This is a genomic window from Bradyrhizobium sp. WCU1 (assembly GCF_053474805.1).
The window spans coordinates 96,779-122,136 of the sequence record NZ_CM130280.1 but is presented as its reverse complement, the minus strand read 5'-3'; the positions used below and the strand labels follow the sequence as shown (position 1 = coordinate 122,136).

At 64.9% G+C, this 25,358-nt stretch carries 22 protein-coding genes; 10 read left to right on the top strand and 12 right to left on the bottom strand.

The window, feature by feature from the left end; genetic code table 11:
- Nucleotides 1–273: 273 nt before the first annotated feature.
- The 3 genes from ACTUWL_RS00640 to ACTUWL_RS00630 all read left to right on the top strand — a co-directional run bounded on the left by ACTUWL_RS00640 (nt 274) and on the right by ACTUWL_RS00630 (nt 2,917).
- Complete coding sequence (locus tag ACTUWL_RS00640; RefSeq protein WP_021079863.1) at nt 274–1,776, top strand: leucyl aminopeptidase; 1,503 nt, start codon at nt 274–276, stop codon at nt 1,774–1,776.
- Nucleotides 1,777–1,794: 18 nt separating this feature from the next.
- Nucleotides 1,795–2,247 (top strand): DNA polymerase III subunit chi, encoded by a 453-nt coding sequence (locus ACTUWL_RS00635; RefSeq protein WP_021079864.1) that lies wholly within the window; start codon nt 1,795–1,797, stop codon nt 2,245–2,247.
- Nucleotides 2,248–2,350: 103 nt separating this feature from the next.
- A complete protein-coding gene (locus ACTUWL_RS00630; RefSeq protein WP_106939941.1) occupies nt 2,351–2,917 on the top strand; it encodes a hypothetical protein in 567 nt (188 codons plus the stop codon).
- A 19-nt stretch (nt 2,918–2,936) separates the two neighbouring features.
- Here ACTUWL_RS00630 and ACTUWL_RS00625 read toward each other — a convergent pair whose 3' ends face one another.
- From ACTUWL_RS00625 to ACTUWL_RS00615, 3 genes are all read right to left on the bottom strand, one after another.
- The gene (locus ACTUWL_RS00625) at nt 2,937–4,802 is read right to left on the bottom strand and encodes an ABC-F family ATP-binding cassette domain-containing protein (RefSeq protein WP_021079866.1); all 1,866 of its coding nucleotides are present in this window, start codon (nt 4,800–4,802) and stop codon (nt 2,937–2,939) included.
- A gap of 108 nt (nt 4,803–4,910) precedes the next feature.
- Nucleotides 4,911–5,081: a hypothetical protein gene (locus ACTUWL_RS00620; RefSeq protein WP_291733004.1), complete on the bottom strand. Its 171-nt coding sequence runs from the start codon at nt 5,079–5,081 to the stop codon at nt 4,911–4,913.
- A gap of 246 nt (nt 5,082–5,327) precedes the next feature.
- Nucleotides 5,328–5,594, bottom strand: coding sequence for a hypothetical protein (locus ACTUWL_RS00615; protein WP_021079868.1), 267 nt, complete (start codon nt 5,592–5,594; stop codon nt 5,328–5,330).
- Between the two features lie 346 nt (nt 5,595–5,940).
- Between ACTUWL_RS00615 and ndk the strand changes: the two genes are divergently transcribed.
- Nucleotides 5,941–6,363 (top strand): nucleoside-diphosphate kinase, encoded by a 423-nt coding sequence (ndk, locus tag ACTUWL_RS00610; RefSeq protein ID WP_021079869.1) that lies wholly within the window; start codon nt 5,941–5,943, stop codon nt 6,361–6,363.
- A gap of 94 nt (nt 6,364–6,457) precedes the next feature.
- Entirely contained in the window at nt 6,458–7,297 is an 840-nt protein-coding gene (locus tag ACTUWL_RS00605) for a TerC family protein (protein ID WP_021079870.1), read from the top strand.
- A gap of 107 nt (nt 7,298–7,404) precedes the next feature.
- Here ACTUWL_RS00605 and ppx read toward each other — a convergent pair whose 3' ends face one another.
- From ppx to ACTUWL_RS00585, 4 genes are all read right to left on the bottom strand, one after another.
- Nucleotides 7,405–8,907, bottom strand: a complete 1,503-nt coding sequence (gene ppx / locus ACTUWL_RS00600; RefSeq protein WP_021079871.1) for an exopolyphosphatase — start codon at nt 8,905–8,907, stop codon at nt 7,405–7,407.
- 12 nt (nt 8,908–8,919) lie between these two features.
- Complete coding sequence (locus ACTUWL_RS00595) at nt 8,920–11,124, bottom strand: RNA degradosome polyphosphate kinase (protein ID WP_021079872.1); 2,205 nt, start codon at nt 11,122–11,124, stop codon at nt 8,920–8,922.
- Nucleotides 11,125–11,256: 132 nt separating this feature from the next.
- Complete coding sequence (locus tag ACTUWL_RS00590) at nt 11,257–11,934, bottom strand: DnaA/Hda family protein (protein WP_021079873.1); 678 nt, start codon at nt 11,932–11,934, stop codon at nt 11,257–11,259.
- Between the two features lie 94 nt (nt 11,935–12,028).
- Nucleotides 12,029–12,571, bottom strand: coding sequence for a CDP-alcohol phosphatidyltransferase family protein (locus tag ACTUWL_RS00585; protein ID WP_021079874.1), 543 nt, complete (start codon nt 12,569–12,571; stop codon nt 12,029–12,031).
- A gap of 160 nt (nt 12,572–12,731) precedes the next feature.
- On the opposite strand from ACTUWL_RS00585, the gene purM reads away from it, so the two are divergent.
- Together purM and purN are read left to right on the top strand one after the other, a co-directional pair.
- A complete protein-coding gene (gene purM, locus ACTUWL_RS00580; protein ID WP_021079875.1) occupies nt 12,732–13,805 on the top strand; it encodes a phosphoribosylformylglycinamidine cyclo-ligase in 1,074 nt (357 codons plus the stop codon).
- Complete coding sequence (gene purN, locus ACTUWL_RS00575) at nt 13,802–14,452, top strand: phosphoribosylglycinamide formyltransferase (RefSeq protein ID WP_021079876.1); 651 nt, start codon at nt 13,802–13,804, stop codon at nt 14,450–14,452. The genes purM and purN overlap by 4 nt, the downstream gene beginning before the upstream one ends.
- Before the next feature lie 79 nt (nt 14,453–14,531).
- Here the strand turns inward: purN and ACTUWL_RS00570 are convergent, their stop codons facing one another.
- Nucleotides 14,532–14,735, bottom strand: a complete 204-nt coding sequence (locus tag ACTUWL_RS00570) for a cold-shock protein (protein WP_021079877.1) — start codon at nt 14,733–14,735, stop codon at nt 14,532–14,534.
- Nucleotides 14,736–15,061: 326 nt separating this feature from the next.
- Entirely contained in the window at nt 15,062–16,210 is a 1,149-nt protein-coding gene (gene rnd / locus ACTUWL_RS00565; RefSeq protein WP_021079878.1) for a ribonuclease D, read from the bottom strand.
- A gap of 588 nt (nt 16,211–16,798) precedes the next feature.
- Between rnd and ACTUWL_RS00560 the strand changes: the two genes are divergently transcribed.
- The gene (locus tag ACTUWL_RS00560) at nt 16,799–18,010 is read left to right on the top strand and encodes an OpgC domain-containing protein (protein WP_021079879.1); all 1,212 of its coding nucleotides are present in this window, start codon (nt 16,799–16,801) and stop codon (nt 18,008–18,010) included.
- 77 nt (nt 18,011–18,087) lie between these two features.
- Nucleotides 18,088–18,705, top strand: a complete 618-nt coding sequence (locus tag ACTUWL_RS00555; RefSeq protein WP_203369015.1) for a hypothetical protein — start codon at nt 18,088–18,090, stop codon at nt 18,703–18,705.
- A 229-nt stretch (nt 18,706–18,934) separates the two neighbouring features.
- On the opposite strand, the gene ACTUWL_RS00550 is transcribed toward ACTUWL_RS00555, so the two are convergent.
- From ACTUWL_RS00550 to ACTUWL_RS00540, 3 genes are all read right to left on the bottom strand, one after another.
- Complete coding sequence (locus ACTUWL_RS00550) at nt 18,935–20,089, bottom strand: acyltransferase family protein (protein ID WP_168470991.1); 1,155 nt, start codon at nt 20,087–20,089, stop codon at nt 18,935–18,937.
- Between the two features lie 71 nt (nt 20,090–20,160).
- Nucleotides 20,161–21,375: a chromate efflux transporter gene (gene chrA / locus ACTUWL_RS00545; protein WP_021079882.1), complete on the bottom strand. Its 1,215-nt coding sequence runs from the start codon at nt 21,373–21,375 to the stop codon at nt 20,161–20,163.
- A gap of 493 nt (nt 21,376–21,868) precedes the next feature.
- Nucleotides 21,869–23,341: a protein adenylyltransferase SelO gene (locus ACTUWL_RS00540; RefSeq protein ID WP_035651910.1), complete on the bottom strand. Its 1,473-nt coding sequence runs from the start codon at nt 23,339–23,341 to the stop codon at nt 21,869–21,871.
- 196 nt (nt 23,342–23,537) lie between these two features.
- On the opposite strand from ACTUWL_RS00540, the gene aspS reads away from it, so the two are divergent.
- On the top strand, nt 23,538–25,310 hold the full coding sequence (gene aspS, locus ACTUWL_RS00535) for an aspartate--tRNA ligase (protein WP_448213031.1): 1,773 nt from the start codon (nt 23,538–23,540) through the stop codon (nt 25,308–25,310).
- Nucleotides 25,311–25,358 lie beyond the last annotated feature (48 nt).

Here is a 25,358-nt window from a genome sequence, read left to right as displayed (position 1 = left end):
CCCGTCCGGCTCACTCTCGCTTCACACTCTCACTACCATCCCTTTGATCCGTCAACAAAATGGCCGAGCCAAGGCACGCTAAATTTATGGTTAATTAATCGCTTTTGTGGCCTTCCGGCCACTCCGGCGCTTGGCAGCGGCGCAGCCGGCAGGTCATAGTGTGGTCACAAGCCCGGTCCGGGGTGTTCCGGACCGCCATCGCAATGCTCACCCCGCGTGCCGGAAGGACCGCCTCAGGTCCGAGCAACACCCTGAGTTCTGGAGGATTTTCCTATGTCCGACGCCGTCAAGGTCGGCTTTGTCCCATTCTCCGCGTCCGCTCGCGGCATCCTGGTCGCCTTTTGCGACGAGCAATTGAAGCTGGGGGCTGCCACAAGGAAGGCGCTGGGAGCTGCCGCGGAGACGGTCAAGCGGGCTGCTGCCGCCAACCAGTTCAAGGGCAAGAGTGGGGGAGCGCTGGATATCCTGGCTCCGGAGGGAATCAAGGTCGAGCGGCTGATCGTGATCGGCACCGGCAAGGCGGCCGACCTCAAGGAGAAGGATCTGCTCAAATTCGGCGGCGTGGTGGCCGGCAAGCTCAACGCCGGCAGTGCTGCGATGACCGTCCTTGCGGAACTGCCCGATGCGGCGATGACCGCGGGGCAGGCAGCTTCAATCGCCACCGGCATCCGCCTGCGCGCCTACAAGTTCGACCGCTACAAGACCAAGAAGAAGGACGGCGAGGACGGCGCCGTGCGGGCCGACGTCTCGATCGCCGTCGACGACGTCGCTGCCGCCAGAAAGGCCTTTGCGCCGGAATCGTCGATCGTCGACGGCGTGAATCTGGCGCGTGAACTCGTCAACGAGCCGCCGAACGTGCTGTACCCCGAAGAGTTCGCACGCCGCGCCAGCCAGCTCCGTAAGCTCGGCGTCACCGTCGAGGTGCTCGACGTCAAGGCGATGACCAAGCTCGGCATGGGCGCGCTGCTCGGTGTCGGGCAGGGCTCGGCGCGGCCGAGTCGCACCGTGATCATGCGCTGGAACGGCGGCAAGAAGAGCGAGGCGCCGGTCGCGTTCGTCGGCAAGGGCGTCTGCTTCGATACCGGCGGTATCTCGATCAAGTCGGCGGGCGGCATGGAGGACATGAAGGGTGATATGGGCGGTGCAGCCTGCGTCGTCGGCCTGATGCACGCGCTCGCGGCGCGCAAGGCACGCGTCAACGCGGTCGGCGCCATCGGCCTTGTCGAGAACATGCCCGATGGCAACGCACAGCGTCCCGGCGACATCGTCACCTCGATGTCGGGCCAGACCATCGAAATCATCAACACCGACGCCGAGGGGCGGCTCGTGCTCGCCGACGTGCTCTGGTACGTCGCCAAGAAGTGTAAGCCGAAATTCATGGTCGATCTCGCGACGCTGACCGGCGCGATCATGGTCGCGCTCGGCACCGATCACGCCGGCCTGTTCTCCAACAATGACGAGCTTGCCGAGCGCCTCGCCAAAGTCGGCGTCGAGACCGGCGAGAAAGTCTGGCGCATGCCGCTCGGTCCCGAATACGACAAGCAGATCGACTCGCAATTCGCCGACATGAAGAATACCGGCGGACGCAACGGCGGTTCGATCACGGCAGCGCAGTTCCTTCAGCGTTTCGTCGACGGCACGCCCTGGGCCCATCTCGACATCGCCGGCACCGCGATGGGCGCTCCGAAGACCGAGATCAACCAGAGCTGGGGTTCGGGTTACGGCGTCCGGCTGCTCGATCGGCTGGTTTCAGAGTATTATGAAGCCAGGAAGTAAGAGAGTGTCGGCGCGCGCATGACCGAGGTTCTGTTCTACCATTTGCAGAACATGACGCTGGAGAGCGTGTTACCGCCGCTGCTCGAGAAGTCTCTCGAGCGCGGCTGGCGCGTGGTCGTGCAATCGACGTCGCAGGAGCGTGCCGAGACGCTCGACGCGCATCTGTGGACCTACAGCGACGATTCGTTCCTGCCGCACGCGAGCGCGCGCGTAGCCGACGCCCAGGACCAGCCGATCGTCCTGTCGATCGAGGAGAGCAATCCGAACCGGGCCAATGTCCGCTTCCTGGTCGACAACGCGGCGCTCCCGGCCGATTGCGACAGCTACGAGCGCCTGGTCCTCGTGTTCAACGGTGACGACCCCGATGCGGTCGCCGCGGCCCGGGAGAACTGGACCGCTTGCAAAGCCCGCGGCTTCGAGGTCACCTATTGGCAGGCCGACGAGCGGGGACGCTGGCAGCGGCGCCAATAGCGATATCGACTAATTAATGATAATTCGACCTTTCCCGGGGCGGGTCACGGTCATGCCGCAAAGTGATGTTCGGACAACCCCTTAGGTAAAGGGGTTAGGAGCCTTGTCGATCGTGCGAGACGGAACATTCAGTCGGAATTCGCTGCTGGCCTTGCTGGTGCTTGCACCTGGCCTTGCCGGTTGCTCGGGCGCATCCGACATTTTTTCGCGCGATGCAGACTGGTTCTCGCGTCCGGGGCGCGTGTTCATCCGCAACATCTCGATCGAATCGCCGCCGCTGACGCCGGACAAGCCGGTCACCAACGACGATCTCGTCAGTGCTGACGGCAGCTGTCCGGGCATGGCGCCGCCACCGGGCGCCGCCGATGCGAATGCGCAGGCGACCGGTGCACCGCCGCCGCAGCCGACCGGCGGCAGTGTCGCACTCGGGCACACCGAATGCGACGTCGTGCGCGGCATCGGCGCCCCCGACAGTGTGAACCTGTCCAGCGGGCCGGGCGGCGAGCGCGTTGCGGTCGTGACCTGGTCGCGCGGAGCGCGCGCCGGCATCTATACCTTCAGTTCAGGGCGCCTGACGTCGGTCGAGCGCGGCCCGGATGCTGCGCCGGAGCCGAAGCCCGCAAAGCCGAAGAAGAAGCCGAAGAAGCCGGCGACAACCTCGAACGGTTGAGTTGTAAGTCCGCAGAGCTCTAGTTCGCGGCCTCGTCAAGTTCGGCGCTGGCTTCCAGCCATTCTTCCTCGGCGCGTTGCAGCGCGGCCTCGGCGCCGGCGCGCGCTTTCGTCAACTGCGCGGCCTGCTTGGGATCGCGCGTGAAAATATCGGGCAGGGCGAGCGCGGTATCGATTTTGGCAATGATGCCGTTGATGCGCTCGATCTCGGACTCGGCTTGGGCGATCCGCTGCCGCGGTGAAACGCGCCTTTCGTTGCGGATTCGCTCGGGCTTTGCGGCGACCTCCTTGGCGCGCTCGCGCGCGGCCGCGCGGCCGTCATTCGCCGACAGGATCATGCGGCGATATTCGTCGAGATCGCCGTCATAGGCCGTGACGGTCTGGTTCACCACGACCCACAACCGGTCGGCGCAGGCCTCGATCAGATAGCGATCGTGCGAGACCATGATGATGGCGCCGGGGAATTCGTTGATCGCCTCCGCGAGCGCCGCGCGGCTGTCGATGTCGAGATGGTTGGTCGGCTCGTCCAGGATGATCATGTTGGGGCCGTAGAACGTCGCAAGCCCGAGCAGCAGCCGCGCCTTCTCGCCGCCCGACAGGCTCTTCACCAGCGTGTCGCCCGCCTTGCCGGAGAAGCCGATCGCGCCGACGCGGCCGCGCACCTTGCTCTCCGGCGCCTCGGGCATCAGCTTGCGGATGTGATCATAGGGCGAACCGTCGAGATTGAGCTCGTCGACCTGGTGCTGGGCAAAATAGCCGACCGACAATTTGTCGGCTTTGGTGATCCTGCCCGCGAACGGCGCGAGCTTGCCCGCCAGCAGCTTGACCAGCGTCGACTTGCCGTTGCCGTTGGAGCCGAGCAGCGCGATGCGGTCGTCGGGATCGACGCGCAGCGTCACGCGGTTGAGCACGGGCTTGCCCGGCTCGTAGCCGACCGAGACGTCGTCGACCGCGATGATCGGCGGCGACAGCAGCTTCTCCGGTGCCGGAAAGGAGATCTCGTGAACGTCCTGGGTCACCAATGCGGTGACCGGCTTCATCCGCTCCAGCATCTTGACGCGCGACTGCGCCTGCCGTGCCTTGGACGCCTTGGCCTTGAAGCGGTCGACGAAGTCCTGCAGGCGCTTGCGCTCATCGGCCTGCCGCTTGGCGTGCTTGGCGTCGAGCAATTCGCGCGCGGCGCGCTGTTCCTCGAAGGAGGAGTAGGTGCCCTTGTAGAGCGTCAACCTGCCGCGATCGAGGTGCAGGATCTGGTCGACCGACGTGTCTAAGAGATCGCGGTCGTGGCTGATCACGATCACCGTGCGCGGGTAGTTGGCGAGGTGGTTCTCGAGCCACAACGTGCCTTCGAGATCGAGATAGTTGGTCGGCTCGTCCAGCAGCAGCAGGTCGGGAGCGGAGAACAGCGTCGCGGCCAGGGCGACGCGCATCCGCCAGCCGCCGGAAAATTCCGCACATGGCCGCGCCTGGTCTGATGTCGAGAAGCCGAGGCCGGAGAGGATCGCCGCCGCCCGGGCAGGAGCGGAGTGGGCGTCGATGTCGACCAGTCGGGTCTGAATCTCGGCGATCCGGTGCGGATCGTGCGCGGTCTCGGCCTCGCGCAGCAGCGCGTCGCGCTCGAGGTCGGCCTTCAACACGACGTTGATCAGGCTTTCCGGCCCGTCGGGCGCTTCCTGCGCGAGGCTGCCGATCCGCCAGCGCGGCGGCAGCGCGATGCTGCCGCTTTCGGTCGGGATGTCGCCGCGGATGGCATGAAACAGCGTCGATTTGCCGACGCCGTTGCGGCCGACAAATCCGACGCGGGCTCCGGGCACAATCTGCACAGAACTGTGATCAATCAGCAGCCGTCCGGCGATCCGGACCGAGATGTCAGTGATGGAGAGCATGCAGCGTTGTCACCGGACCCGCTGCCAAACGCAACCCGTCTGTTGGTAAAATCTGTCCGGGCGACGGCCCCGGAAACGCGTTTTGGGCTGCCGGTCAGCCCAAAACATCTAGTGGCGATCGCCTTCCCGTCGATGCATCTCGTCGAGGAGTTGCTGCAGGCGGGACGACAGCGCGGGCTCCGGCCGCATGTCTTTCTGAAGCCGTTCACCCACCGCATCGCAGATGTAACGGCAGGTCTTGTGGTCGATCTGATCGGCGTCGTTGTCGATCTTGGTCATTGTCATCGTCATGGCTGATCTCTTGGCAAACCTCTTGGATGTTTCTTGGCGAGTTCCACCTCGCGTCTTCGGTCAATCGTTGCCATGACAAGTCGCGACCCCGAATTTGGTTCGGTTCCGCCTTACTCTCGCCTTCAGGTGGTGGGGCGCATCGCGCCGCCGGGTTCCCGGGTGGGCATGAAAAAAGCCCCGGCGCGAGGCCGGGGCTGAGTCAGTCAGGGGAGCAGGCGATAGAGACCAGATGGATCAGTAGCAGCGGTTGACCAGGCGCCAGCGCGGACCCCAAGGGGTCGGCACCACGCGGCGCACGTAGCAGCCGCCATAGCCATATCCGTACCCGCCGTAATAGGCCGGACCACCGACGATGACGCGCGGGCCACCCCACCAGCCGTGGTGCCATCCACCGTGCCAGCCGCCGTGCCAACCGCCCCACGCAGAGGCAGAGGTCGGGGCGAGAGCGGCGGCACCGAGCGAAATCGCGGCAACGGCGGCGAGCGAAATTTTGCGTAACATGATCGTCTCCTCGAGCTATGGGCGCGCGTGGCGCGCCGCGGTGACATCGTTTCCCGAGACGTCCTGTGAAGCTTGCGGATGGGTCAGCAAGGCGTCCGATCGATGCAGAGCCTAGGCGGCGACAGCTGAACGGCGGCGGCACGGCGCTGACAGAATGGGTTCACCTAGGTGAAATCGCGGTAAGCCAGCCGAGCCGGTGGCGCTCGCGAGACCGCCCGGATGACGGTTTTCGTCGTGAAAATCCATCAAAACTAAAGGCTAACGCGTCACAGGGTCGCTTGCCGTTGTCCCATCGCGTCGATATAAGCCCCGGCAACTCCCAGCCACCGTTTACAAGGACGAAATCATGGCGATTGAACGCACCTTTTCGATCATCAAGCCCGATGCCACCGAGCGCAACCTGACCGGCGCAGTTAATGCGGTGATCGAGAAGGCGGGCCTGCGGATCGTGGCGCAGAAGCGCATCCAGATGACCCGCGGCCAGGCCGAGACCTTCTACGCGGTCCACAAGGCGCGCCCGTTCTTCGGCGAGCTGGTCGACTTCATGACCTCGGGCCCCGTGGTGGTCCAGGTGCTGGAAGGCGAGGGCGCCATCCCCAGGTATCGCGACGTGATGGGCGCGACCGATCCATCGAAGGCCGCCGAGGGCACCATCCGCAAGCTCTATGCGAAGTCGATCGGCGAGAACTCGGTGCATGGTTCGGATGCGCCGGAGACCGCGGCGATCGAGATCGCGCAGTTCTTCGCCGGCAACGAAATCGTCGGCTAACGACGTACAACTGAAAGTGACACGGTCTCCTTCAGGAGACCGTGCCGGAATAACTGGGGAGCAGGGGCGGCCGCAAGGCCGAATAGGACGCGCTGTGGACTGGCTGTGGCAGATCTTTGATCCGGCGTACATCGGCGCGTTCTTCACCCAATTCAAGAACGAGATGGCGACACCGACCTTCTGGGTCGCCGTCGGCAAGATCATCTGGATCAACGTCCTGCTGTCGGGCGACAACGCGCTCGTGATCGCGCTCGCCTGCCGCGGGCTGGCGCCGCGCCAGCGCCTGTGGGGCATGATTCTCGGCGCCGCCGCGGCAGTGCTGCTGCGCGTCATCTTCACCGGCATCGTCGCCAGCCTGATGGAGCTGCCCTACCTGAAGCTGGTCGGCGGACTGGCGCTGATCGTGATCGCCGCCAAGCTGCTGGTGCCGGAGCAGGAGGACGAGGACGGCGTGCAGACGGCCTCGCATCTGTGGGCCGCGGTGCAGATCGTCGTCGTCGCCGACATCGTGATGAGCCTCGACAATGTGATCGCGGTGGCCGCGGCCGCCAATGGCAGCGTGCCGCTGCTGGTGCTTGGGCTCGCGATCAGCGTTCCCCTGATCGTTGCCGGTGCGGCGCTGATCATGGCGCTGCTCACCAAGCTGCCGGTCCTGGTCTGGGCCGGCGCCGCGCTGCTCGGCTGGATCGCGGGCGACGTCATCGCGACCGATCCGGCCGTGCATCCGAAGCTCGATGCGCTGTTCGCCGGATCGCTCGGCGCCAAACTCGATTCCTGGCTGACGTCGATCGGGATGTCGCCGCAATTCGCGCATGGCGGCAATGGCGGCGAGATCACGCTCGCGGTGCTCGGCATCGTCGTGGTGCTGGTCGTCGGATCGCTCTGGCGCCGTCACGCGCTCCGCAAGGCCAAGCACGCCGCCAAGGCGGCGTGATTCTTCCTAAAGCGCGATGAGATTGGGTCGAATCGTCATCGCGCTTCAGCTCTTTGTTTGAGCATGATCTTTTCGAAAAACCGCTTCGCACTTTTCCGGATCATGCTCTAACGCCGCACGATCGAGCCGACGCGGCCGACCAGCCGGGCCAACTGCCTGAAGCGGCTGCCGACCCGGTCGGCGACCAGATCCACCATCCGATGTTCGAACACCAGCATCAGCTTGCGGCCCTGGGTGCGGAAATGGGTCAGCGGCAGCACGCCGGTGCGTGCCGCCGTGATCAGATGCGCGACGCGGAACGCAGCGCCGAGCACGCGCGCGCGCTCGTCCATTGCGGGCGTCACCAGCGCGCGGATCTGCGGCGGCGGTTCGTTCTCCTCGCTGAGGCCGGCGTAGCGATAGAACACCGACAGCGCGACGAAGGCGCGGCCCTGATGCGTGATCGAGCCGAAATTGCCGTTCATGATCAGGCTGAGGGTTTCCTCGCCGCGATGATCCGGATGCACCCGCCAGCCGATATCCGAGAGCAGGCAGGCGACGTGCCGCAGCCTGCGGTCTTCCTCGGTCTCGCGCAGCCTGACGACGCGCACCAGGCGGTCGGTCCAGGCGGTCAGCTCCTGGGCATGGCGGGCGGAGCGCGACAGCAATTCGTTGAGGTTCTGTGCAGCGCAGGCGAGGCCGTCCTTGACCCGCTCGGCCGGCGGCAGCATCTCGTAGAGCAGGCCTTCGCGCACGCCGAAGGTCGAGAACACGATGGTCTTCGGCTGGGCCACGCGGATGATGTATTCGAGCACGAGCGCGGCGTAGGCCAATAGCGGCCGCCGCGCATCGGCGATCGATTCGATGTTGGCGAGCATGTTGGTGGCTGCCAGCCGCCGCAGCCGCTGCGCGAAGTCGAGCGCGTCCGCGGCCGGGATCGAATAGCCGTGCATCACCTTGAGCGGGTAGCCGCTCTGGATGATGTGGATGCGCGCCAGCGCACGCCAGGTGCCGCCGACCGCGTAGAAGGTGCGGCCGCGGCCGGTCTTGAGCTGGGCGACGCCGAGCAGCTCGTTCTTGACGATGCGTTCGGCACGCTTGAGCGACTTGTTCGAGAGGTCCTGCAGCGCGAGGCTGCCGAGCGGCAGCGTCACGCCGCTGCGCACGCGGCTGCCCTTGACGTCGATCAGTTCGAGCGAGCCACCGCCGAGATCGCCGACGATGCCGTTCGGATTGTGCACGCCCGAGACGACGCCGAGCGCAGACAGCTTCGCTTCACGCGGTCCGGTGAGAATCTCGATCTTAGCGCCGCAAATGCGCTCGGCCTGGGCGATGAAATCCGGACCGTTCTTGGCGTCGCGGCAGGCCGCGGTCGCGATCGCGTAGACGCGGCCGACCTGCTGGATCCGGCACAGCGCGCGGAACCGGCGCAGCGCGGTCAGCGCCTTGTTGACCGCATCGGTCGCGAGCAGGCCGGTGCTCTGCACCTCGCGCCCGAGCCCGCACAGCGCCTTCTCGTTGAAGATGGTGATGAGGCTGCGCGCCATCGACTCGTAAACCACGAGACGAACCGAGTTCGAGCCGATGTCGATCACAGCGACGCTGGAAGCGCGCTTCCGCGGCCGCTTCACCGGTAGGCCCCCTTAAGAGGATGGCTGCTGACGTTCGTTGCGACGCGTGAGACGGCGCGGTGAAGATTCCTTGAGAGACTTACCACGGCCGGACAGACTCGGATTTGTCATAAAATAGTCATGCAGGTTGAAAGGCTCTTCGCCTTTCGCGGCCTTCATACGCGTTGACGATCCGTCCGGCAACAATTGCCAGCTTTGCTCGGTGTCCTTCAGGTTCGCGACCATGATCTGTTCGAGAACCTGCTGATGCACCGTGGGATTTTGCAGCGGACAGAGAACCTCGACGCGGCGGTCGAGGTTGCGCGGCATCATGTCGGCGGACGAGATATACACAGCAGCTTTTGTGCTCGGCAGGCCCTGACCCATGCCGAAGCAGTAGATTCGGCCGTGTTCCAGGAACCGGCCGATCACCGATTTCACGCGGATATTCTCCGACAATCCGGGCAGGCCGGGCCGCAGGCAGCAGATGCCGCGCACCACGAGCTCGACCGAGACGCCGGCCTGCGAGGCCTCGTACAGCGCGTCGATGATGTCGGGATCGACCAGCGCATTCATCTTCATCCAGACCGCGCCGGGACGACCGTGTTTGACGTGGGCGATCTCGTCACGGATGTGCTCGATGATCCGCTTGCGCAGCGTCAGCGGCGACACCGCCATCTTCTCGATGTCGCTCGGCTCGGCATAGCCGGTGATGTAGTTGAACACCCGTGCGACGTCGCGGCCGATGATCGGATCCGAGGTGAAGTAGGAGACGTCGGTGTAGATGCGTGCGGTGACCGGATGATAGTTGCCGGTGCCGGTGTGCACATAGGTCGTGAGATTGCCGCCTTCGCGGCGCACCACCATCGACAGCTTGGCGTGCGTCTTCAGTTCGATGAAACCGTAGACCACCTGCACGCCGGCGCGTTCGAGATCGCGCGCCCAGCGGATATTGGCTTCCTCGTCGAAGCGGGCCTTCAATTCGATCAGCGCGGTCACCGACTTGCCGGCCTCGGCGGCATCGGCGAGCGCGCGCACGACCGGCGAGTTGTTCGAGGTGCGATACAGCGTCTGCTTGATCGCGACCACGTCGGGATCGCGCGCTGCCTGTTGCAGGAACTGGACGACGACGTCGAAGGATTCGTAGGGGTGGTGGACCACGAGGTCCTTCTGGCGGATGGCGGCGAAGATATCGCCGCCATGGTCGCGCACGCGCTCGGGGTGGCGCGGCACGTAGGGCGGGAATTCGAGGTCTGGGCGATTGAGGCGGGTGAGCTGCGACAGCTCGTTCATCGCGAGCACGCCGTCGACCAGGATCACTTCATCGTCCGCCGCCGACAATGCGTGCTGCACGAAGACGCGCAGCTCTTCGGGCATCGAGGCCTCGATCTCGAGCCGGATCACCGATCCGCGCCGGCGCCGCTTGAGTGCGGTCTCGAACAGGCGAACGAGGTCTTCGGCCTCTTCCTCGATTTCGAGTTCGGAGTCCCTGATGATGCGGAACGCGCCCTGGCCCTTGACGGTGTAGCCGGGGAACAGGCGGCCGATGAACAGGCCGGTGGCCTGTTCGAGCGTGATCAGCCGCGCCGGCGCGCCTTCCTTGTTGGAGGGGATGCGGATGAAGCGGTCGATCTTGCCGGGCATGCGGATCAGCGCGTTCATCGCCTTGCCGTCGGAGATCCGCGACAATTGCAGCGCGACCGTGAAGCCGAGATTCGGGATGAACGGGAACGGATGCGCCGGGTCGATCGCCAGCGGGGTCAGCAGCGGGAAGATGTTGTGGAGGAAGTGATCCTCGATCCAGGTGCGTTCGGACTTGGTGACGTCGCGGCCATCGACCAGCTGGATGCCGACCTTGGAGAGGATATCCCGCAGGTCGCTCCAGATCGCCTGCTGGTCGGAGGCGAGCTGCGACACGGTCTTGTTGATCATCACGAGCTGCTCGGCCGGCAGCAGCCCGTCCGGGCTGCGCTCGGCGATGCCCTCGCGGACCTGCGCCTTGATGCCGGCGACGCGGACCATGAAGAACTCGTCGAGGTTGTTCGCCGAAATCGACAGGAAGCGGACCCGTTCCAGCACGGGATGGCCCGTGTTGACCGATTCCTCGAGCACCCGGCGGTTGAAGTGCAGCCAGGAGAGCTCCCGGTTGATGAAACGCTCGGGGCTGGTCGCGATCGCGGGGACGGGCGGGAGTTCCGCCTCTTTCTCTTTGATTTCAGGAGCTTGTGCCGAGTCCATCAAGTGCTGGTCCAATTCGGGGCAGGGGGCCGGAGCGGTCTAGCCGAAGGCCGCAGAGACCATGTGATATTGCGATGACGTTTCGATGACATTGATGTTCCGCCAGCCCGCGCCGTCAAGCCGCAGGTCGGCTCAGGCGTCCCGCAATAGCTCCGCCGCCAGCGCCCGCGTGACCGGCCGGCCGAGCCGCAGCGCCTCGGTATCGAGCAACTCGACCGCCTGGCGGACGGCGGCATAGGAGCGCTCGATCCGGCTGGTCAGGTAGCTGACCAGCGGCTCGTCCACGCTCATCTGGCGATCGGCGCAGAATTTGACGATCAGGCCGCGGAACAGCTGGTCGTCGGGCGGCAGCAGCGTCACGGTCGGCACCGCGCGAAGCCGCGACCTCAGATCGCGCAGCTCGATCTCGAATGCCGACGGCGGGACGCGCGCCGTGATCAAAACGAAAGCATCGTCCTGGCGCGCCAGATTCATCAGGTGAAACATCGCGCGCTCGTCGAAATCCGATGGCCGCAGATCCTCGATCACCAGCGCGCCGGTCGCAAGGGCCGTGGGCACCGCCTCAGCGGTCAGCGCATGCGCGGCGGTCGAGCGGGCGCCGGCGCTCTCGGCCCAGATCGCAGCGAGGTGGCTTTTGCCGGAGCCGTCGGGCCCGATCAGCAGCATGATTCGGTTCGGCCAGTCGGGCCAGCCGTCGATCAGCGCCAGCGCGGCTTCGTTGGCGGGCCCCTCGAGGAAATCGTCGCGGGTCAGCTTCTCCTCGTGCGGCAGGGCCAAGGCCAATTGACGAGGTTGAACGCTACCGGCCACGCAAGTCTCCAAACCACTTCATTCTAGCATGATCCCTGCGCAAACGCTTCGCGTTTGTCGCGGGAAAACCGGTTTCCACTTTTCCGGATCGTGCCTACCGAGCCTCGATCGTGCTCATGTGCCGCACCCACTCCACGAGATAGAGGGACACCGAACCCAAAGTAAAGATCGTCACCAGACCCATCAGGATCAGGTCGTAGGGGTGCGGCTGAAAGCCGAAGCCGAGCGAGGCCAGCACCAGGGCCGCGAACGCGACCTGTGCCACCGTGTTCAGCTTCGACACCATCAGCGGCTTCATCTCGACAGGCTTGTCGAACAACCATGACACAATCACGGCGGAGACGATCATGATGTCGCGCGACACCACGAGAATCACGATCCAGCGTGGCACTGCGCCCCAGATTCCGAGCGCGACATAGATCGACACCAGCAGCGCCTTGTCGGCGAGCGGGTCGAGCAGGGCGCCGAGCTCGCTCGTCATGTTGAAGCGCTTGGCGAGGAAACCGTCGACCGCGTCCGACACGCCTGCGATCACGAAGAGCGCAAATGCGATCTCCATCTGGCTGGACACGATGGCCCAGACGATCACCGGCACCAGGATGATGCGGGCAAGGGTAATGATGTTTGGAATGCTCAACTTGAATCGTTTCCCGGCTATAAGCCTGATTTTACTCGATATCCGGCTCTTTTCAGCTGCGGCCTTGTGTTATCTACATAGTATCGCGGCAGCATTGCCGCGAGCCATTGCGCGGGGGCGGAATTCCTCGTAACCAGCCCCTTATCATCTGGAATTGGGCATGACCGAGCGCAAAAACGGGCTCACTTACGCGGATTCGGGTGTCGATATCGACGCCGGCAATCGTCTGGTCGATCTGATCAAGCCGATGGTGCGGGCCACCGCACGACCCGGCGCGGACGCCGAGATCGGCGGATTCGGCGGGCTGTTCGACCTCAAGGCCGCGGGCTTCAAGGATCCTGTCCTGGTGGCAGCGACCGATGGCGTCGGCACCAAGCTGAAGATCGCGATCGAGACCGGCATCCATAGCGGCATCGGCATCGACCTCGTCGCGATGTCGGTCAACGACCTCGTCGTGCAGGGCGCGGAACCCCTGTTCTTCCTCGATTATTTCGCCTGCGGCAAGCTGCATCCGGAGGCCACCGCGCAGATCGTCGCGGGCATCGCCGAGGGCTGCCGCGAATCCGGCTGCGCGCTGATCGGCGGCGAGACCGCCGAGATGCCCGGCCTCTACAAGGATGGCGATTACGACCTCGGCGGCTTCGCGGTCGGCGCGGCCGAACGCGGCACCTTGCTGCCGACCGCCGATATCGCGGCCGGCGACGCCGTGATCGGCCTTGCGTCCTCGGGCGTGCATTCCAACGGCTACTCGCTGGTGCGCAAGATCGTCGAGCAATCCGGCGTTGCCTATGACGCGCCGGCGCCGTTCGCACCGGTCATGACGCTCGGTGCGGCACTGCTGACGCCGACCAAGCTTTATGTGAAATCCTGCCTGCGCGCGATCCGCGACACCGGTGCGGTCAAGGGCCTCGCCCACATCACCGGCGGCGGCTTCACCGACAACATCCCGCGTGTGCTGCCGAAGCATCTCGGGGTCGGCATCGACCTGGCGCGGCTGCCGGTGCTGCCGGTGTTCAAATGGCTGGCCGAGCAGGGCGGCATCGCCGAGCTCGAACTGCTGCGCACCTTCAACTGCGGCGTCGGCATGATCGCGATCGTCAGGCGTGATGCGGTCGAAGCGGTGACCGAAGCCTTCACCGCCGGCGGCGAGACCGTGACGCTGCTCGGCGAGGTGATCGAGGCCAAGGGTGAGGATCGGGTGGTCTATAACGGTCATCTCGATCTTTCGCGATGAAGCGCCGGGTCGCCATCCTGATCTCCGGCCGCGGCTCCAACATGGCCGCGCTGATCGAGGCTGCGAAGGCCGTGGATTTTCCAGCCGAGATCGCGGTCGTGATCTCCAACCGCGCCGACGCGCCCGGGCTTGAAAAGGCTGCCGCGAGCGGCATTCCGACCATCGTCATCGCGAGCAAGCCGTTCGGCAAGGATCGCGCCGGCTTCGAGGCGGTGCTGCAAAAGGCGCTCGACGACAACAAGGTCGAGCTGATCTGCCTCGGCGGCTTCATGCGGCTGTTCACCGCCGACTTCGCCCGGCACTGGTACGGCCGGATGCTCAACATCCATCCCTCGCTGCTGCCGTGTTTTCCCGGCCTCGATCCGCACGGCCAGGCGCTGCGTGCAGGGGTCAAGCTGTCCGGCGCGACGGTGCATTTCGTGATTCCGGAGACCGATGCCGGACCGATCGTGATGCAGGGCGCGGTCATGGTGGCTGACGACGACACGCCCGAGACGCTCGCCGCACGCGTGATCACCATCGAGCATCGCATCTATCCGGAAGCGCTGCGGCTGCTGGCGAGCGGGCGGCTCAAGCTCGACGGCGATCGCTGCAGCACGCAAGGCAGCATCGCAACCGACGGCGCGCTGATCGCGCCGGCGCCCTAGGGTTTGCCCGTGCCGCTGGAAAATCCCCCGGGTGATGCGGCCGGGGAGGCATCAGGACGAATTCCGCCGAAAGCCGCGTTCAGTGAACCTTGAGGTTCTCTGCCGACGCCTTGCCGCGGTTCTCCACCAGCTCGTACTCGACGGTCTGGTTCTCGTTCAGTGTGCTGAGACCTGCGCGTTCGACCGCCGAGATGTGCACGAACACATCCTTGTCGCCGACGGCCGGCTTGATGAACCCGTAGCCTTTGGTCGGGTTGAACCATTTGACGGTACCCTTCGGCATCGTCTCTCTCCTAGTCTAGACATAAAAAAGACGCGGCCACGTTTTCCACGTGCCACGCCACAAGCGGGCCTTCCGCTGTCTGTTCAATTTCCGGGTCTTCAGATCCAAAGTCTTCAAGTCCGAAGTTTTGCCTCTCGAAGCCTTGGATAAAACGTCGTGAAACGCACAGTCGAACGGCAGCAATCCGATTGTGAAGGGATTGCAACACGAAAATTGCGCCTTAGCAAGCGCGGTGGTTTTGCCTGACGCAACCTCAGCCTGTGCCGGTCGAACGACAGGCCCAAGGCGTTCGGCCACTGGCCGGCGGTCGGATGGAACCTGGCGCGCTAGCCCCGGTCCACCCGCACCACGCGGCCCTTGTCGATCGCGAGCGCGAGCTGGCCGTGCTTGAGCTTGAGTGCCGCCTCGCCGAACAATTCGCGCCGCCAGCCATGCAGGGCGCCGACCTCGGCCTGATCGCTGGCCGCGATCTGCTCGAGGTCGTCGACGGTGGCGATCACCTTGCTGGCGACGCCGTGGCGCTCCGACGTCATGCGGAGCAGCACCTTCAACAGCTCGACGGTCGCCGCCCCGTTGGAATTGTTTCTGGGTTTTTCCAGCTTGGGGAGCGTCGCCGGGTCGCGGGCCAGCCCGCGCTGCACGGCGGCGATGATGTCGGCGCCCCATTTCGAGCGCTCGAAACCCTTCGGCAGCGAGCGCAGGTTACCGAGCTTCTCCAGCGAGGTCGGCGCATGGGTGGCGATGTCGCCGACCGCATCGTCCTTGAGCACGCGCGAGCGCGGCACGTCGCGGCTCTGCGCCTCCTGCTCGCGCCAGGCTGCGACCTCGATCAGCACCGCGAGCTCGCGCGGCTTGCGCACGCGGGTCTTGAGCCGCTCCCAGGCGCGCTCGGGGTGGAAGTCGTAGGTCTTCGGCGAGGTCAGGATCTCCATCTCCTCGCTGACCCAGTCGCTGCGGTCGCGCTTGCGCAAGTCGGCGTCGAGCGCCGCGAACACTTCGCGCAGATGGGTGACGTCGGAGACGGCGTAATGCAGTTGCTCCTCGCTCAGCGGACGGCGCGACCAGTCGGTGAAGCGATGGGTCTTGTCGGGGCGGTGGCCGGTGACGCGGTCGACCAGCTGGTCGTAGGCGATGCTGTCGCCATAACCGAGCACCATGGCCGCGACCTGGGTGTCGAAGATCGGATGCGGGATCGTGCCGGAGAGGTGCCAGACGATTTCGATGTCCTGCCGCGCGGCGTGGAACACCTTCAGCACGGCCTCGTTCGACATCAGTTCGAAGAACGGCTTGAGGTCGATGCCGGGCGCCAGCGCGTCGACCACGACGGCTTCGTCCGCGCTTGCCATCTGCACGACGCAGAGCAGGGGATAGTAGGTCGTTTCCCGAAGGAATTCGGTGTCGACGGTAATGACCTTGTGCTGGGCGAGCCGATCACAGGCGGCGGCGAGGTCGGAGGTCGTGCTAATCAGATCCATGAACTATCCATGACGGCTTGACCCCACGCGTTCTGCCGAAAGGGCAGCTATGTCAAGGGTCTTGCAGGGATTTTGGCCCTGCATGGGGTGAGGGACGGGTCATTTTTGAATTGATTGGGCGTGATTCGAGGGCGTTTTCGGCCTGATCGAGCTGCGAATTCGCCCGTCCTCCAGCCGGAAGCCGGGACCCATAACCACCGAAGTTCGTTCGCGGCTCCGGCCTCGTGCGGTCTTGGGCACTGGGGGTGATGGGGCCTGGCTCCCTTGCGCAATTGCGCACAGGCCCGGCTCGCCGCCTCCGCTAAAGCTTCGGCGCGCAGGGGCGCTTGACTTCGTCGAAGCCTTGGCGAAGACCGGCCCGGGCGATCCAGTATCCCAGGGACGCCGGTGCTGGAATCGAGAAGCCGCGGTGACTGGATCGTCTGCATGCGCGGGCGATGACAGTTGAAGATGAGGACGCCATGTCTATGATCATCTCCCGTCGACCCGGATTTGCTGTCGGCTAACGCATTCCAGCCCGACGCGATCAAGGCTCCGACGGGTGCAGCTTATCGCGATCTCAGAAACAGCCTAGCGAGGATCGTCCCGATGGAGCCCCACCACGCGCATCAGATCGAGGAAACGATCGAACGCGATGTTCGGCTTGACCTGTTCAGAGGGCTCGGGTTGTGGATGATATTTCTGGATCACATCCCCAACGATGGAGCCATCGGCTGGATTACGCTGCGCAACTACGGCTTCAGTGACGCTGCGGAGTTTTTCGTTTTCATCTCGGGTTACCTTGCCGGTTTCATATACGGCCCGATCATCGCTTCAGGTTTCCTGCTGTCTGCAGCGAAGCGGCTGTGGACGCGGGCCGCGCATATCTACGCGGCGCATATCATGTTGTTCCTGATCTTTACGGCCCAGGTCGCGAGAACCTCCCGACGGCTCGACAATCCGATGTATGAAAACGAGTTCAACGTTTTCAATTTTCTTCAGCATCCGGATATCCTGATCGGACAGGCACTCACCCTGCGATACAAGCCCGTGGATCTCGACGTGCTGCCATTGTTCATTGTCTTGCTGCTCGCGTCCCCACTGGTCATCTGGGGACTGGTGCGTCGCCCCAATCTCACCTTGCTGGCTTCTATTGTTCTCTACGTGCTGGCGCGATGGTTCGATTGGAACATCGCATCATATCCACCGGGCACAACGTGGTACTTCAATCCATTTTGCTGGCAGTTGCTGTTCGTTTTCGGCCAGTGGTGCGGGGTGGGCGCATTGTCCCAGATTTTCAGGCTGATCAAGTCGCGGATCGTCGCGGCGGTGGCGATTGCCTGGCTGATCTTTGCGTTCCTGATCGTGATGACCTGGCATTTCCATGCGCTGGAGACGTTCATACCGGGATGGATGATGAAGTTCATCTACCCGATCGACAAGACAGATCTCGATATGTTGCGCTTGACCCATTTCCTTGCGCTCGCCGTCGTCGTCCATGACCTGATTCCGCGGGACTGGCCGCCGCTGAAATCCCGATCATTGCGTCCACTGACCTTGTGCGGCGAACATTCGCTGCCGATCTTTTGCCTCGGGGTCTTGCTGTCGTTCTCCGCCCATTGGGTCTTGACCCAATACAGCGGCGCGGTCATCGCACAGCTCGTGGTGAGTGCGGCCGGAATCGCGATCATGGTTGTCGCGGCATGGTTGCTGCATCGCGCCGACAACATTCCGAATTTGTTCGTCGATGTGACGACTGCAGAGCTTCGACGGAAAATTGGCGACCGAACTGGAATAATAAGCAACAAGGAGCTGCCGTGATCGCCCCGCAGCCGGCGGCCGTTACCAGCGAGCTGTTTCAAATCGCCTCGGATGTCCCGGAGCATCGTCGCGACGCTGTGCTCGACGACATCAACAGCATCATCGATACGAACTGGCTGACGGAAGGAAGATTCTGGTCGCGGCAGCACTCGCCGTTCAAACCCGACCACGGCATCGTCCTGCTTCACCACGGCGGTGCATGCGTGGCCTACATGATCATCCAGCGTCTGGCCGTTGGCGGCACGCCGGTGATCTATCTGTCAGGCACCGCAGTCCGCGACGCCTATCGCGGCAGCGGCTTCTTCAAACGGATGTTCGAGACCGCGATGGCGGCGGAGTTCGCCGACCCGGCGGCGCCGGCGGAATTCTGCCTGTGCTGGCGGACGAGGAATCCGGTCATCTACGTGCTGGGGCGCGCGCAATGCCGCAGCGTCGTGCCGGCCATTCCAGCCGCGACCAACGGGGGCGATCTCGACGCGCTTTGTCTCAGGCTGGCTGCAACCTTGTACCCTCATCAGACCATCGAGAAGCAGACGATGGCGATGCGCGGCGCCTATGGCCAGCTGCGCTATCGCGACGAGCCGACGACCCAGACGTCACCGGACGTCGACCGATGGTTCTCGCAGACCATTCCCGACTGCGCCGACGCAGTCTTCTGCGCCGGGTGGGCTGGTAATCGCTGGTCGCGGCGCTGAGCGGCGAAGAATTGCCTTGGCAACGACTGGACCGCCGCTGATGTGCGCCGCCGGGCAATCAGTGATAGCGGCGCGCCTCCATCCTTCGGTCATTCCGGGGCAGCCCGAAGGGCTGAGCCCGGAATCCATTGGGCCGCGCGAATCGAGGATGAATGGATTCCGGGCTCTCGCTTCGCGAGCCCCGGAATGTCGAGGGAGGCTGCCGTGCGGACTTGCGCCCTTGGGCAACTCAGCGATTGGCGATCCGCCCGGCCTCGACCGGCGTGGCGATGTTGCCCTGATCGATCCGCGCTTCGCCCGCACGAACGCGCGACGGCCATCCATATCGCGAGGCCAGCATCGTGAGTCGGTCCCTGACGCGATCATGCGCGGGACGTTCGAGGAAGCGCCAGACGAACCACGCCAGCAGCACCATGCACGCCACGACGAACGTGGTTGAGAGTGCATTCGGCGTTGGTGTGATCAGGAGCAGGATCACGTAGCCGAGCTGCAGATGCAGCAGGTAGAGCGGATAGGTGATGCCGCCGATGGCCCTGACGAGCCCGCCTGGCAGCGGCACGGACTTGACCCGGGTGGCCGCGAACACGATGCCGAGCGAAACGATGCAGATCACCGTCACGACGCGCGGATCGAAGCTGCCACGGGTGTGGACGCCGAGCCGCTCCAGCTTGTGCACGGCCTGGAACGTCGCCGTTCCCATCGCCAGCGTCAAAAGGCTGTAGAGCCTGCTGTCGCGCCGTCCACGGTAGTGTTCGTAAATCAGGAGGCCGACAGCGAAGAAGCCGCTGTCGTCGGCCATGAACAGCTTCTCGAACAGCGGAATGTCGAGCGTCAATTCGTTGGCGAAGGTGACGGCGATCCACGCCACAATGATGGTGTCGATCCGCCTCGGGAAGATGCCCCAGGCCAGCAACAGCGCGACCCAGGCGTAGAACACGACCTCGATCACCAGCGACCAATAGGCGTCATCCATGTAGGGCTGGCCGAGCATCGGCGCCGCGATGAACAAATTCGCCAGCCATTGACCCCACGTCACCTGAAACCAGGCGTGGCCGGCGAGCAGCGTCGCGAGGAAGGTCAGCGTCATGCAGATGACGAAGGTCGGATAAATGCGGCTGAAGCGCGCGATGGCGAAGCCGACCGGGGTGCGGCCCTCGGCCGAATAGGCGATGACGAAGCCGGAGATCGCGAAGAACACGGGGACGCCGAGGAAGCCGTATTGCGCGATCGGGGCCAGATACGGCATCGCCACCTCCTGCAAGCCGTGCGACGCCGGGCCCCAGAAGCCGTAATGGTAAAGGATCACGGCCCCGACCGCAGCGAGCCGCAGCAGGTCCAGCACAGGAACCCGGGTCGGATCCGGTTGTTTGGCAACGCTCGGCATAGGCCCGTTATCATGGCGGCGAGGCATGAAGGCGTTCTTAATCCGGCCGGCGAGGCGGCCGGCGCGGCCGTTCACGATTGCAGAAGCCCCGTTGCGATGCCGGCGGCGGCGCTGAGGACGACCACCACGAGCGGCGGCGCCCGCCAGGCCGTGAGCAGCACGAAGCCGGCCAGCGCAATGCCGAAATCGAGCGGACGGTGGACGCTGCTGGTCCACACCGGATTGTAGAGCGCGGCGCCGAGGATGCCGACCACCGCGGCGTTGACGCCGCGCATCATCGCCTGCGCCGCCGGCCGCCTGCGGAATTGATCCCAGAACGGCAGCGCTGCAAGCAGGACGAGAATTCCGGGCACGAAGATGCCGACGAGGCCCGTGATAGCGCCGGGCACGCCGCCGATCACGGCGCCGAGATAGGCCGCGAAGGTGAACAGTGGGCCCGGCACGGCCTGCGCCGCGCCGTAGCCGGTGAGGAACGCATCGTCGCCGATCCAGCCCGGCGTCACCACCGCTTCGCGCAGCAGCGGCAGCACGACATGGCCGCCGCCGAACACCAGCGCGCCCGAGCGGTAGAACGCCTCGAACAGGCCGAGGCCGGGCCATGTCCGGGCGAGGAGCGGCAGTCCGACCAGCAGGGCGATAAACAGGATCAGCGCACCGAGGCCAACGCGGCGTGACACCGGCATCGCAATATGGGTGGCGCCATTGGCCGTTTGCGCCCGGCAGAGCCAGAGGCCGGCGATGGCGCCGAGCACGATGGCGCCGATCTGCGCGATCGACGAGGCGCTGGTGAGAATGACCAGCGCCGCCACCGTCGCAATCGATGCGCGCTCACGATCGGGGCAGAGCGAGCGCGCCATGCCCCAGACGGCCTGGGCCACGATCGCGACTGCGACCAGCTTGAGGCCATGCACCAGTCCGGCGCCGGCCGGCCCGCTCAATCCGCTGGCGCCATAGGCAAACAGCACCAGCGCAATCGCCGACGGCAACGTGAAGCCGGTCCAGGCGGCCAGCGCGCCCAAATATCCCGCGCGCATCAGGCCGAGCGAGAAGCCGACCTGGCTGCTGGCCGGGCCGGGCAGGAACTGGCAGAGCGCGACTAGATCCGCATAGGCCTGCTCGTCGAGCCAGCGCCGGCGGGTGACGAATTCGTCGCGGAAATAGCCGATATGGGCGATCGGGCCGCCGAAGCAGCTGACGCCGAGCTTGAGAAAGATCAGCAGGACCTCGAGCGGCGAATGCGCGGCGGCGGGCGTCGTGGTCGAATGCTGGATGTCGGTGTCGTTCAAGCGCCGTCAATTCCCTGGCTTGCGTCCGATGTCAGGACTCATCAGGGCAAGGATATCGCGATTTGGTGACGCCTGAGCGCGATTTCTGGCTACGGCGAGAGAAATGTCGGACGGGACGACCGGCACGTCGGTGGATATGGCGATAGCTCACTCGTAGCGCATGTTCTTCGACGGCCGGCGCGCTGCGGGCATCGCCAGCACGACGAGGCACAGCGCGATCATCGCCAGTCCCATAAATTCGAATGCAAATGCGTCCACGGGCCGTTCTCCCCCATTTGGAAACATTTAGACTTGTTGGGGGAGCGTTGACGCGCTGTTAAGCCTTATGGTTACCGCCGCGAGCCTCCCGGCATGGTGGAGAGTGAGTTAACGCTTACAACGGGCGAGATGCGTAGGATGGGTAGAGCGAAGCGAAACCCATCAACTTCGCAGCTCCGGGAGAGATGATGGGTTTCGCTGCGCTCTACCCATCCTACGAAGCGACAATCTTGCCTTACGTCCCGCAGAACGTCTGCGTCACCATCTGCTCGGGCAGCGGCGGATCGGCGTAGGCGGCGAACTGCGTCTGGTCTTCGTACGGCTTCGCCAGCACCGTCAGCAATTCCTCGAACGGCGCGTAGTCGTCCGCGTTCACCGCAGCCGCAATCACCGCCTCGATGCGGTGGTTGCGCGGGATGAAGGCCGGGTTGACGGCGGCCATCGCGGCCTTGCGCTCGGCTGCGCTCTGCGGCTCCAGCGCGAGGCGGGCGCGCCAGCGGTTTGCCCATTCGTCGAACGCTGCGGGATCGGTGAACTGCGCGCGGACGTCGGCGGCGTCATCGGCTGCGGCGTTTCCGAGATGGCGGAAGGTCAGGGTGAAGTCGGCCGCGTTCTTGGCCATCGCGTCCAGCAAGTCCTGGATCAGCGCCTCGTCACCATCCTGCGCGGTGAACAGGCCGACCTTGGCGCGCAGCCCGGCCTGATAGGCCGCGGTGAATTTTTCGGGGAATTCGCCGAGGATCGTCTGCGCCTGCTCGATCGCCTTCTCCTGCTCGCTGTCGAACAGCGGCAGCAGGCACTCGGCGAGCCGGGTCAGATTCCACAGCGCGATGCGCGGCTGGTTGGCGTAGGCGTAGCGGCCCATCTCGTCGATCGAGGAGAACACCTGCGCCGGATTGTAGGCGTCGAGGAAGGCGCAGGGGCCGTAGTCGATGGTCTCGCCGGATATCGAGGTGTTGTCGGTGTTCATCACGCCGTGGATGAAGCCGACCAGCAGCCAGCGCGCGACCAGTGCGGCCTGGCGCGCGACGACGCCGGCGAGCAGCGCGTGATAGGGCCGGGCGGCATCCCTGAGCTCGGGGTAGTGCCTCGCGATGACATGGTCGGCGAGCGCGCGCACGCCGTCGGTGTCGCCGCGGGCAGCGAAGAACTGGAAGGTGCCGACGCGGATGTGGCTGGAGGCGACCCGGGTCAGCACCGCACCCGGCAGCGCGGTCTCGCGCATCACCGGCTCGCCGGTGACGACGGCAGCGAGCGAGCGGGTGGTCGGGATGCCCAAGGCGAACATCGCCTCGCTGACGATGTATTCGCGCAAGACCGGACCGAGCGCGGCGCGGCCATCGCCGCGGCGCGAGAACGGTGTTGGGCCACTTCCCTTGAGCTGGATGTCGCGGCGGAGGCCGCCCTTGTCGATGACTTCGCCGAGCAGGATGGCGCGGCCGTCGCCGAGCTGGGGAACAAAGTGCCCGAACTGGTGGCCGGCATAGGCCATGGCGATCGGGTCGGCCCCCTCGGGCAGCCGCTTGCCGGCGAGGATTTCGGCGCCCTCAGGTGTTGCCAGCAGGTCCGGATCCAGCCCGAGCTGGACCGCCAGCGGCCGGTTCAGCTTGATCAGCCGGGGGGCGGCCACGGGGGTCGGCGCGACGCGGGCAAAAAAGTTCGCCGGCAGCGCCGAATAGGTGTTCTGGAACGGAAAATGGACGGTCATATCGCAAAGATAGGCCGGCAGGCCGAATAGGCAAACGATTGGCTGCGTCGGTGCCGAAAATCTGCGGTTTGGCCCGAAACGGCCGCGTTCCATTGGTTGCCGCACCCGGCCTCGTCGGGTAAACCCTCCGCAACTTCGGACAGGGCATTTTGGCGCTGTCGCGATTCGACCCTCCGACATCAGTTTTGGAACGAAAATGCATCGCTACCGGTCACACACATGCGGCGCGCTCCGTGAGAGCGATATCGACCAGACGGCCAGGCTGTCAGGCTGGGTCCATCGTGTCCGCGACCACGGCGGCGTGCTGTTCGTCGATTTGCGCGACCATTACGGCATCACCCAGTGCGTGGCCGATCCGGACTCGCCGGCGTTCGCCGAGGTCGAGAAGTTCCGCTCGGAATGGGTGGTGCGGATCGATGGCCGGGTGCGCCGCCGTCCCGAAGGCACCGACAATCCGGAACTGCCGACCGGCACGGTCGAGGTCTACATCAAGGAGATCGAGGTGCTGGGCCCGGCGGCCGAGCTGCCGCTGCCGGTGTTCGGCGAGCAGGAATATCCCGAGGACATCAGGCTGAAGTACCGCTTCCTCGACCTGCGTCGTGACAAGCTGCACCAGAACATCATGACCCGCGGCGCGATCGTCAACTCTATCCGCAGGCGGATGAAGGGGCAGGGCTTCTTCGAATTCCAGACCCCGATCCTGTCGGCGTCCTCGCCGGAAGGCGCGCGCGACTTCCTGGTGCCCTCGCGCATCCATCCCGGCAAGTTCTACGCGCTGCCGCAGGCGCCGCAGCAGTACAAGCAGCTCTTGATGATGTCGGGCTTCGACCGTTACTTCCAGATCGCGCCGTGCTTCCGCGACGAGGACCCGCGCGCCGACCGCCTGCCGGAGTTCTACCAGCTCGACGTCGAGATGAGCTTCGTCACCCAGGACGACGTGTTCGCGGCGCTGGAGCCCGTCATCACCGGCGTGTTCGAGGAATTCGCCAATGGCAAGCCGGTCACGAAAAACTGGCCGCGGATTCCGTTCGCCGAGGCGGTGCGCAAATACGGCTCCGACAAGCCGGACCTGCGCAACCCCATCGTGATGCAGGAGGTCTCCGAGCACTTCCGCGGCTCCGGCTTCAAGGTGTTCGCGCGGATGCTGGAAGACCCGAAGAACCAGGTCTGGGGAATCCCGGGCAAGGGCGGCGGGTCGCGGGCGTTCTGCGACCGCATGAACTCCTGGGCGCAGGGCGAAGGCCAGCCCGGCCTCGGCTACATCATGTGGCGCGAGGGCGGCGAGGGCGCAGGCCCGCTCGCCAACAACATCGGAGCGGAGCGCACCGCTGCGATCCGCGACCAACTCGGCCTGAAGGAAGGCGACGCTGCGTTCTTCGTCGCCGGCGATCCGGAGAAGTTCTGGAAGTTCGCAGGCCTTGCACGCAACAAGCTCGGCGAGGAGCTGAACCTGATCGACAAGGACCGGTTCGAGTTCGCCTGGATCGTCGACTTCCCGATGTACGAGTACGACGAGGAGAACAAGAAGGTCGACTTCTCGCACAACCCGTTCTCGATGCCGCAGGGCGGCCTCGAGGCGCTGCAGTCGCAGGACCCGCTCACGATCAAGGCGTTCCAGTACGACATCGCCTGCAACGGCTACGAGATGGCGTCCGGCGGCATCCGCAACCACAAGCCGGAAGCGATGGTGAAGGCGTTCGAGATCGCGGGCTATGGCGAGCAGGAGGTCATCGACCGGTTCGGCGGCATGTACCGCGCGTTCCAGTACGGCGCCCCGCCGCATGGCGGCATGGCAGCCGGCATCGAGCGCATCACGATGCTGCTCTGCGGCACCAACAATCTGCGCGAGATCTCGTTGTTCCCGATGAATCAGCAGTACGTCGACCTGCTGATGGGCGCGCCGTCTGAGGCGACGCCGAAGCAGCTGAAGGAGCTGCATATCCGGCCCAACCCGCCGGCTAAGGGGTAGGTGGCCACCTCGCCCCGCAAGCAGTCGCTTGCGGGCCGGACGGTACTT

Excerpts from the sequence above, each read along its gene's own strand:
- ACTUWL_RS00640 (WP_021079863.1), top strand. The coding sequence starts at position 274 with ATGTCCGACGCCGTCAAGGTCGGCTTTGTCCCATTCTCCGCGTCCGCT.
- ACTUWL_RS00635 (WP_021079864.1), top strand. The coding sequence starts at position 1,795 with ATGACCGAGGTTCTGTTCTACCATTTGCAGAACATGACGCTGGAGAGC.
- ACTUWL_RS00625 (WP_021079866.1), bottom strand. The coding sequence starts at position 4,802 with ATGCTCTCCATCACTGACATCTCGGTCCGGATCGCCGGACGGCTGCTG.
- ACTUWL_RS00620 (WP_291733004.1), bottom strand. The coding sequence starts at position 5,081 with ATGACCAAGATCGACAACGACGCCGATCAGATCGACCACAAGACCTGC.
- ACTUWL_RS00615 (WP_021079868.1), bottom strand. The coding sequence starts at position 5,594 with ATGTTACGCAAAATTTCGCTCGCCGCCGTTGCCGCGATTTCGCTCGGT.
- ndk (WP_021079869.1), top strand. The coding sequence starts at position 5,941 with ATGGCGATTGAACGCACCTTTTCGATCATCAAGCCCGATGCCACCGAG.
- ACTUWL_RS00595 (WP_021079872.1), bottom strand. The coding sequence starts at position 11,124 with ATGGACTCGGCACAAGCTCCTGAAATCAAAGAGAAAGAGGCGGAACTC.
- purM (WP_021079875.1), top strand. The coding sequence starts at position 12,732 with ATGACCGAGCGCAAAAACGGGCTCACTTACGCGGATTCGGGTGTCGAT.
- purN (WP_021079876.1), top strand. The coding sequence starts at position 13,802 with ATGAAGCGCCGGGTCGCCATCCTGATCTCCGGCCGCGGCTCCAACATG.
- ACTUWL_RS00570 (WP_021079877.1), bottom strand. The coding sequence starts at position 14,735 with ATGCCGAAGGGTACCGTCAAATGGTTCAACCCGACCAAAGGCTACGGG.
- rnd (WP_021079878.1), bottom strand. The coding sequence starts at position 16,210 with ATGGATCTGATTAGCACGACCTCCGACCTCGCCGCCGCCTGTGATCGG.
- ACTUWL_RS00560 (WP_021079879.1), top strand. The coding sequence starts at position 16,799 with ATGGAGCCCCACCACGCGCATCAGATCGAGGAAACGATCGAACGCGAT.
- ACTUWL_RS00550 (WP_168470991.1), bottom strand. The coding sequence starts at position 20,089 with ATGCCGAGCGTTGCCAAACAACCGGATCCGACCCGGGTTCCTGTGCTG.
- ACTUWL_RS00540 (WP_035651910.1), bottom strand. The coding sequence starts at position 23,341 with ATGACCGTCCATTTTCCGTTCCAGAACACCTATTCGGCGCTGCCGGCG.
- aspS (WP_448213031.1), top strand. The coding sequence starts at position 23,538 with ATGCATCGCTACCGGTCACACACATGCGGCGCGCTCCGTGAGAGCGAT.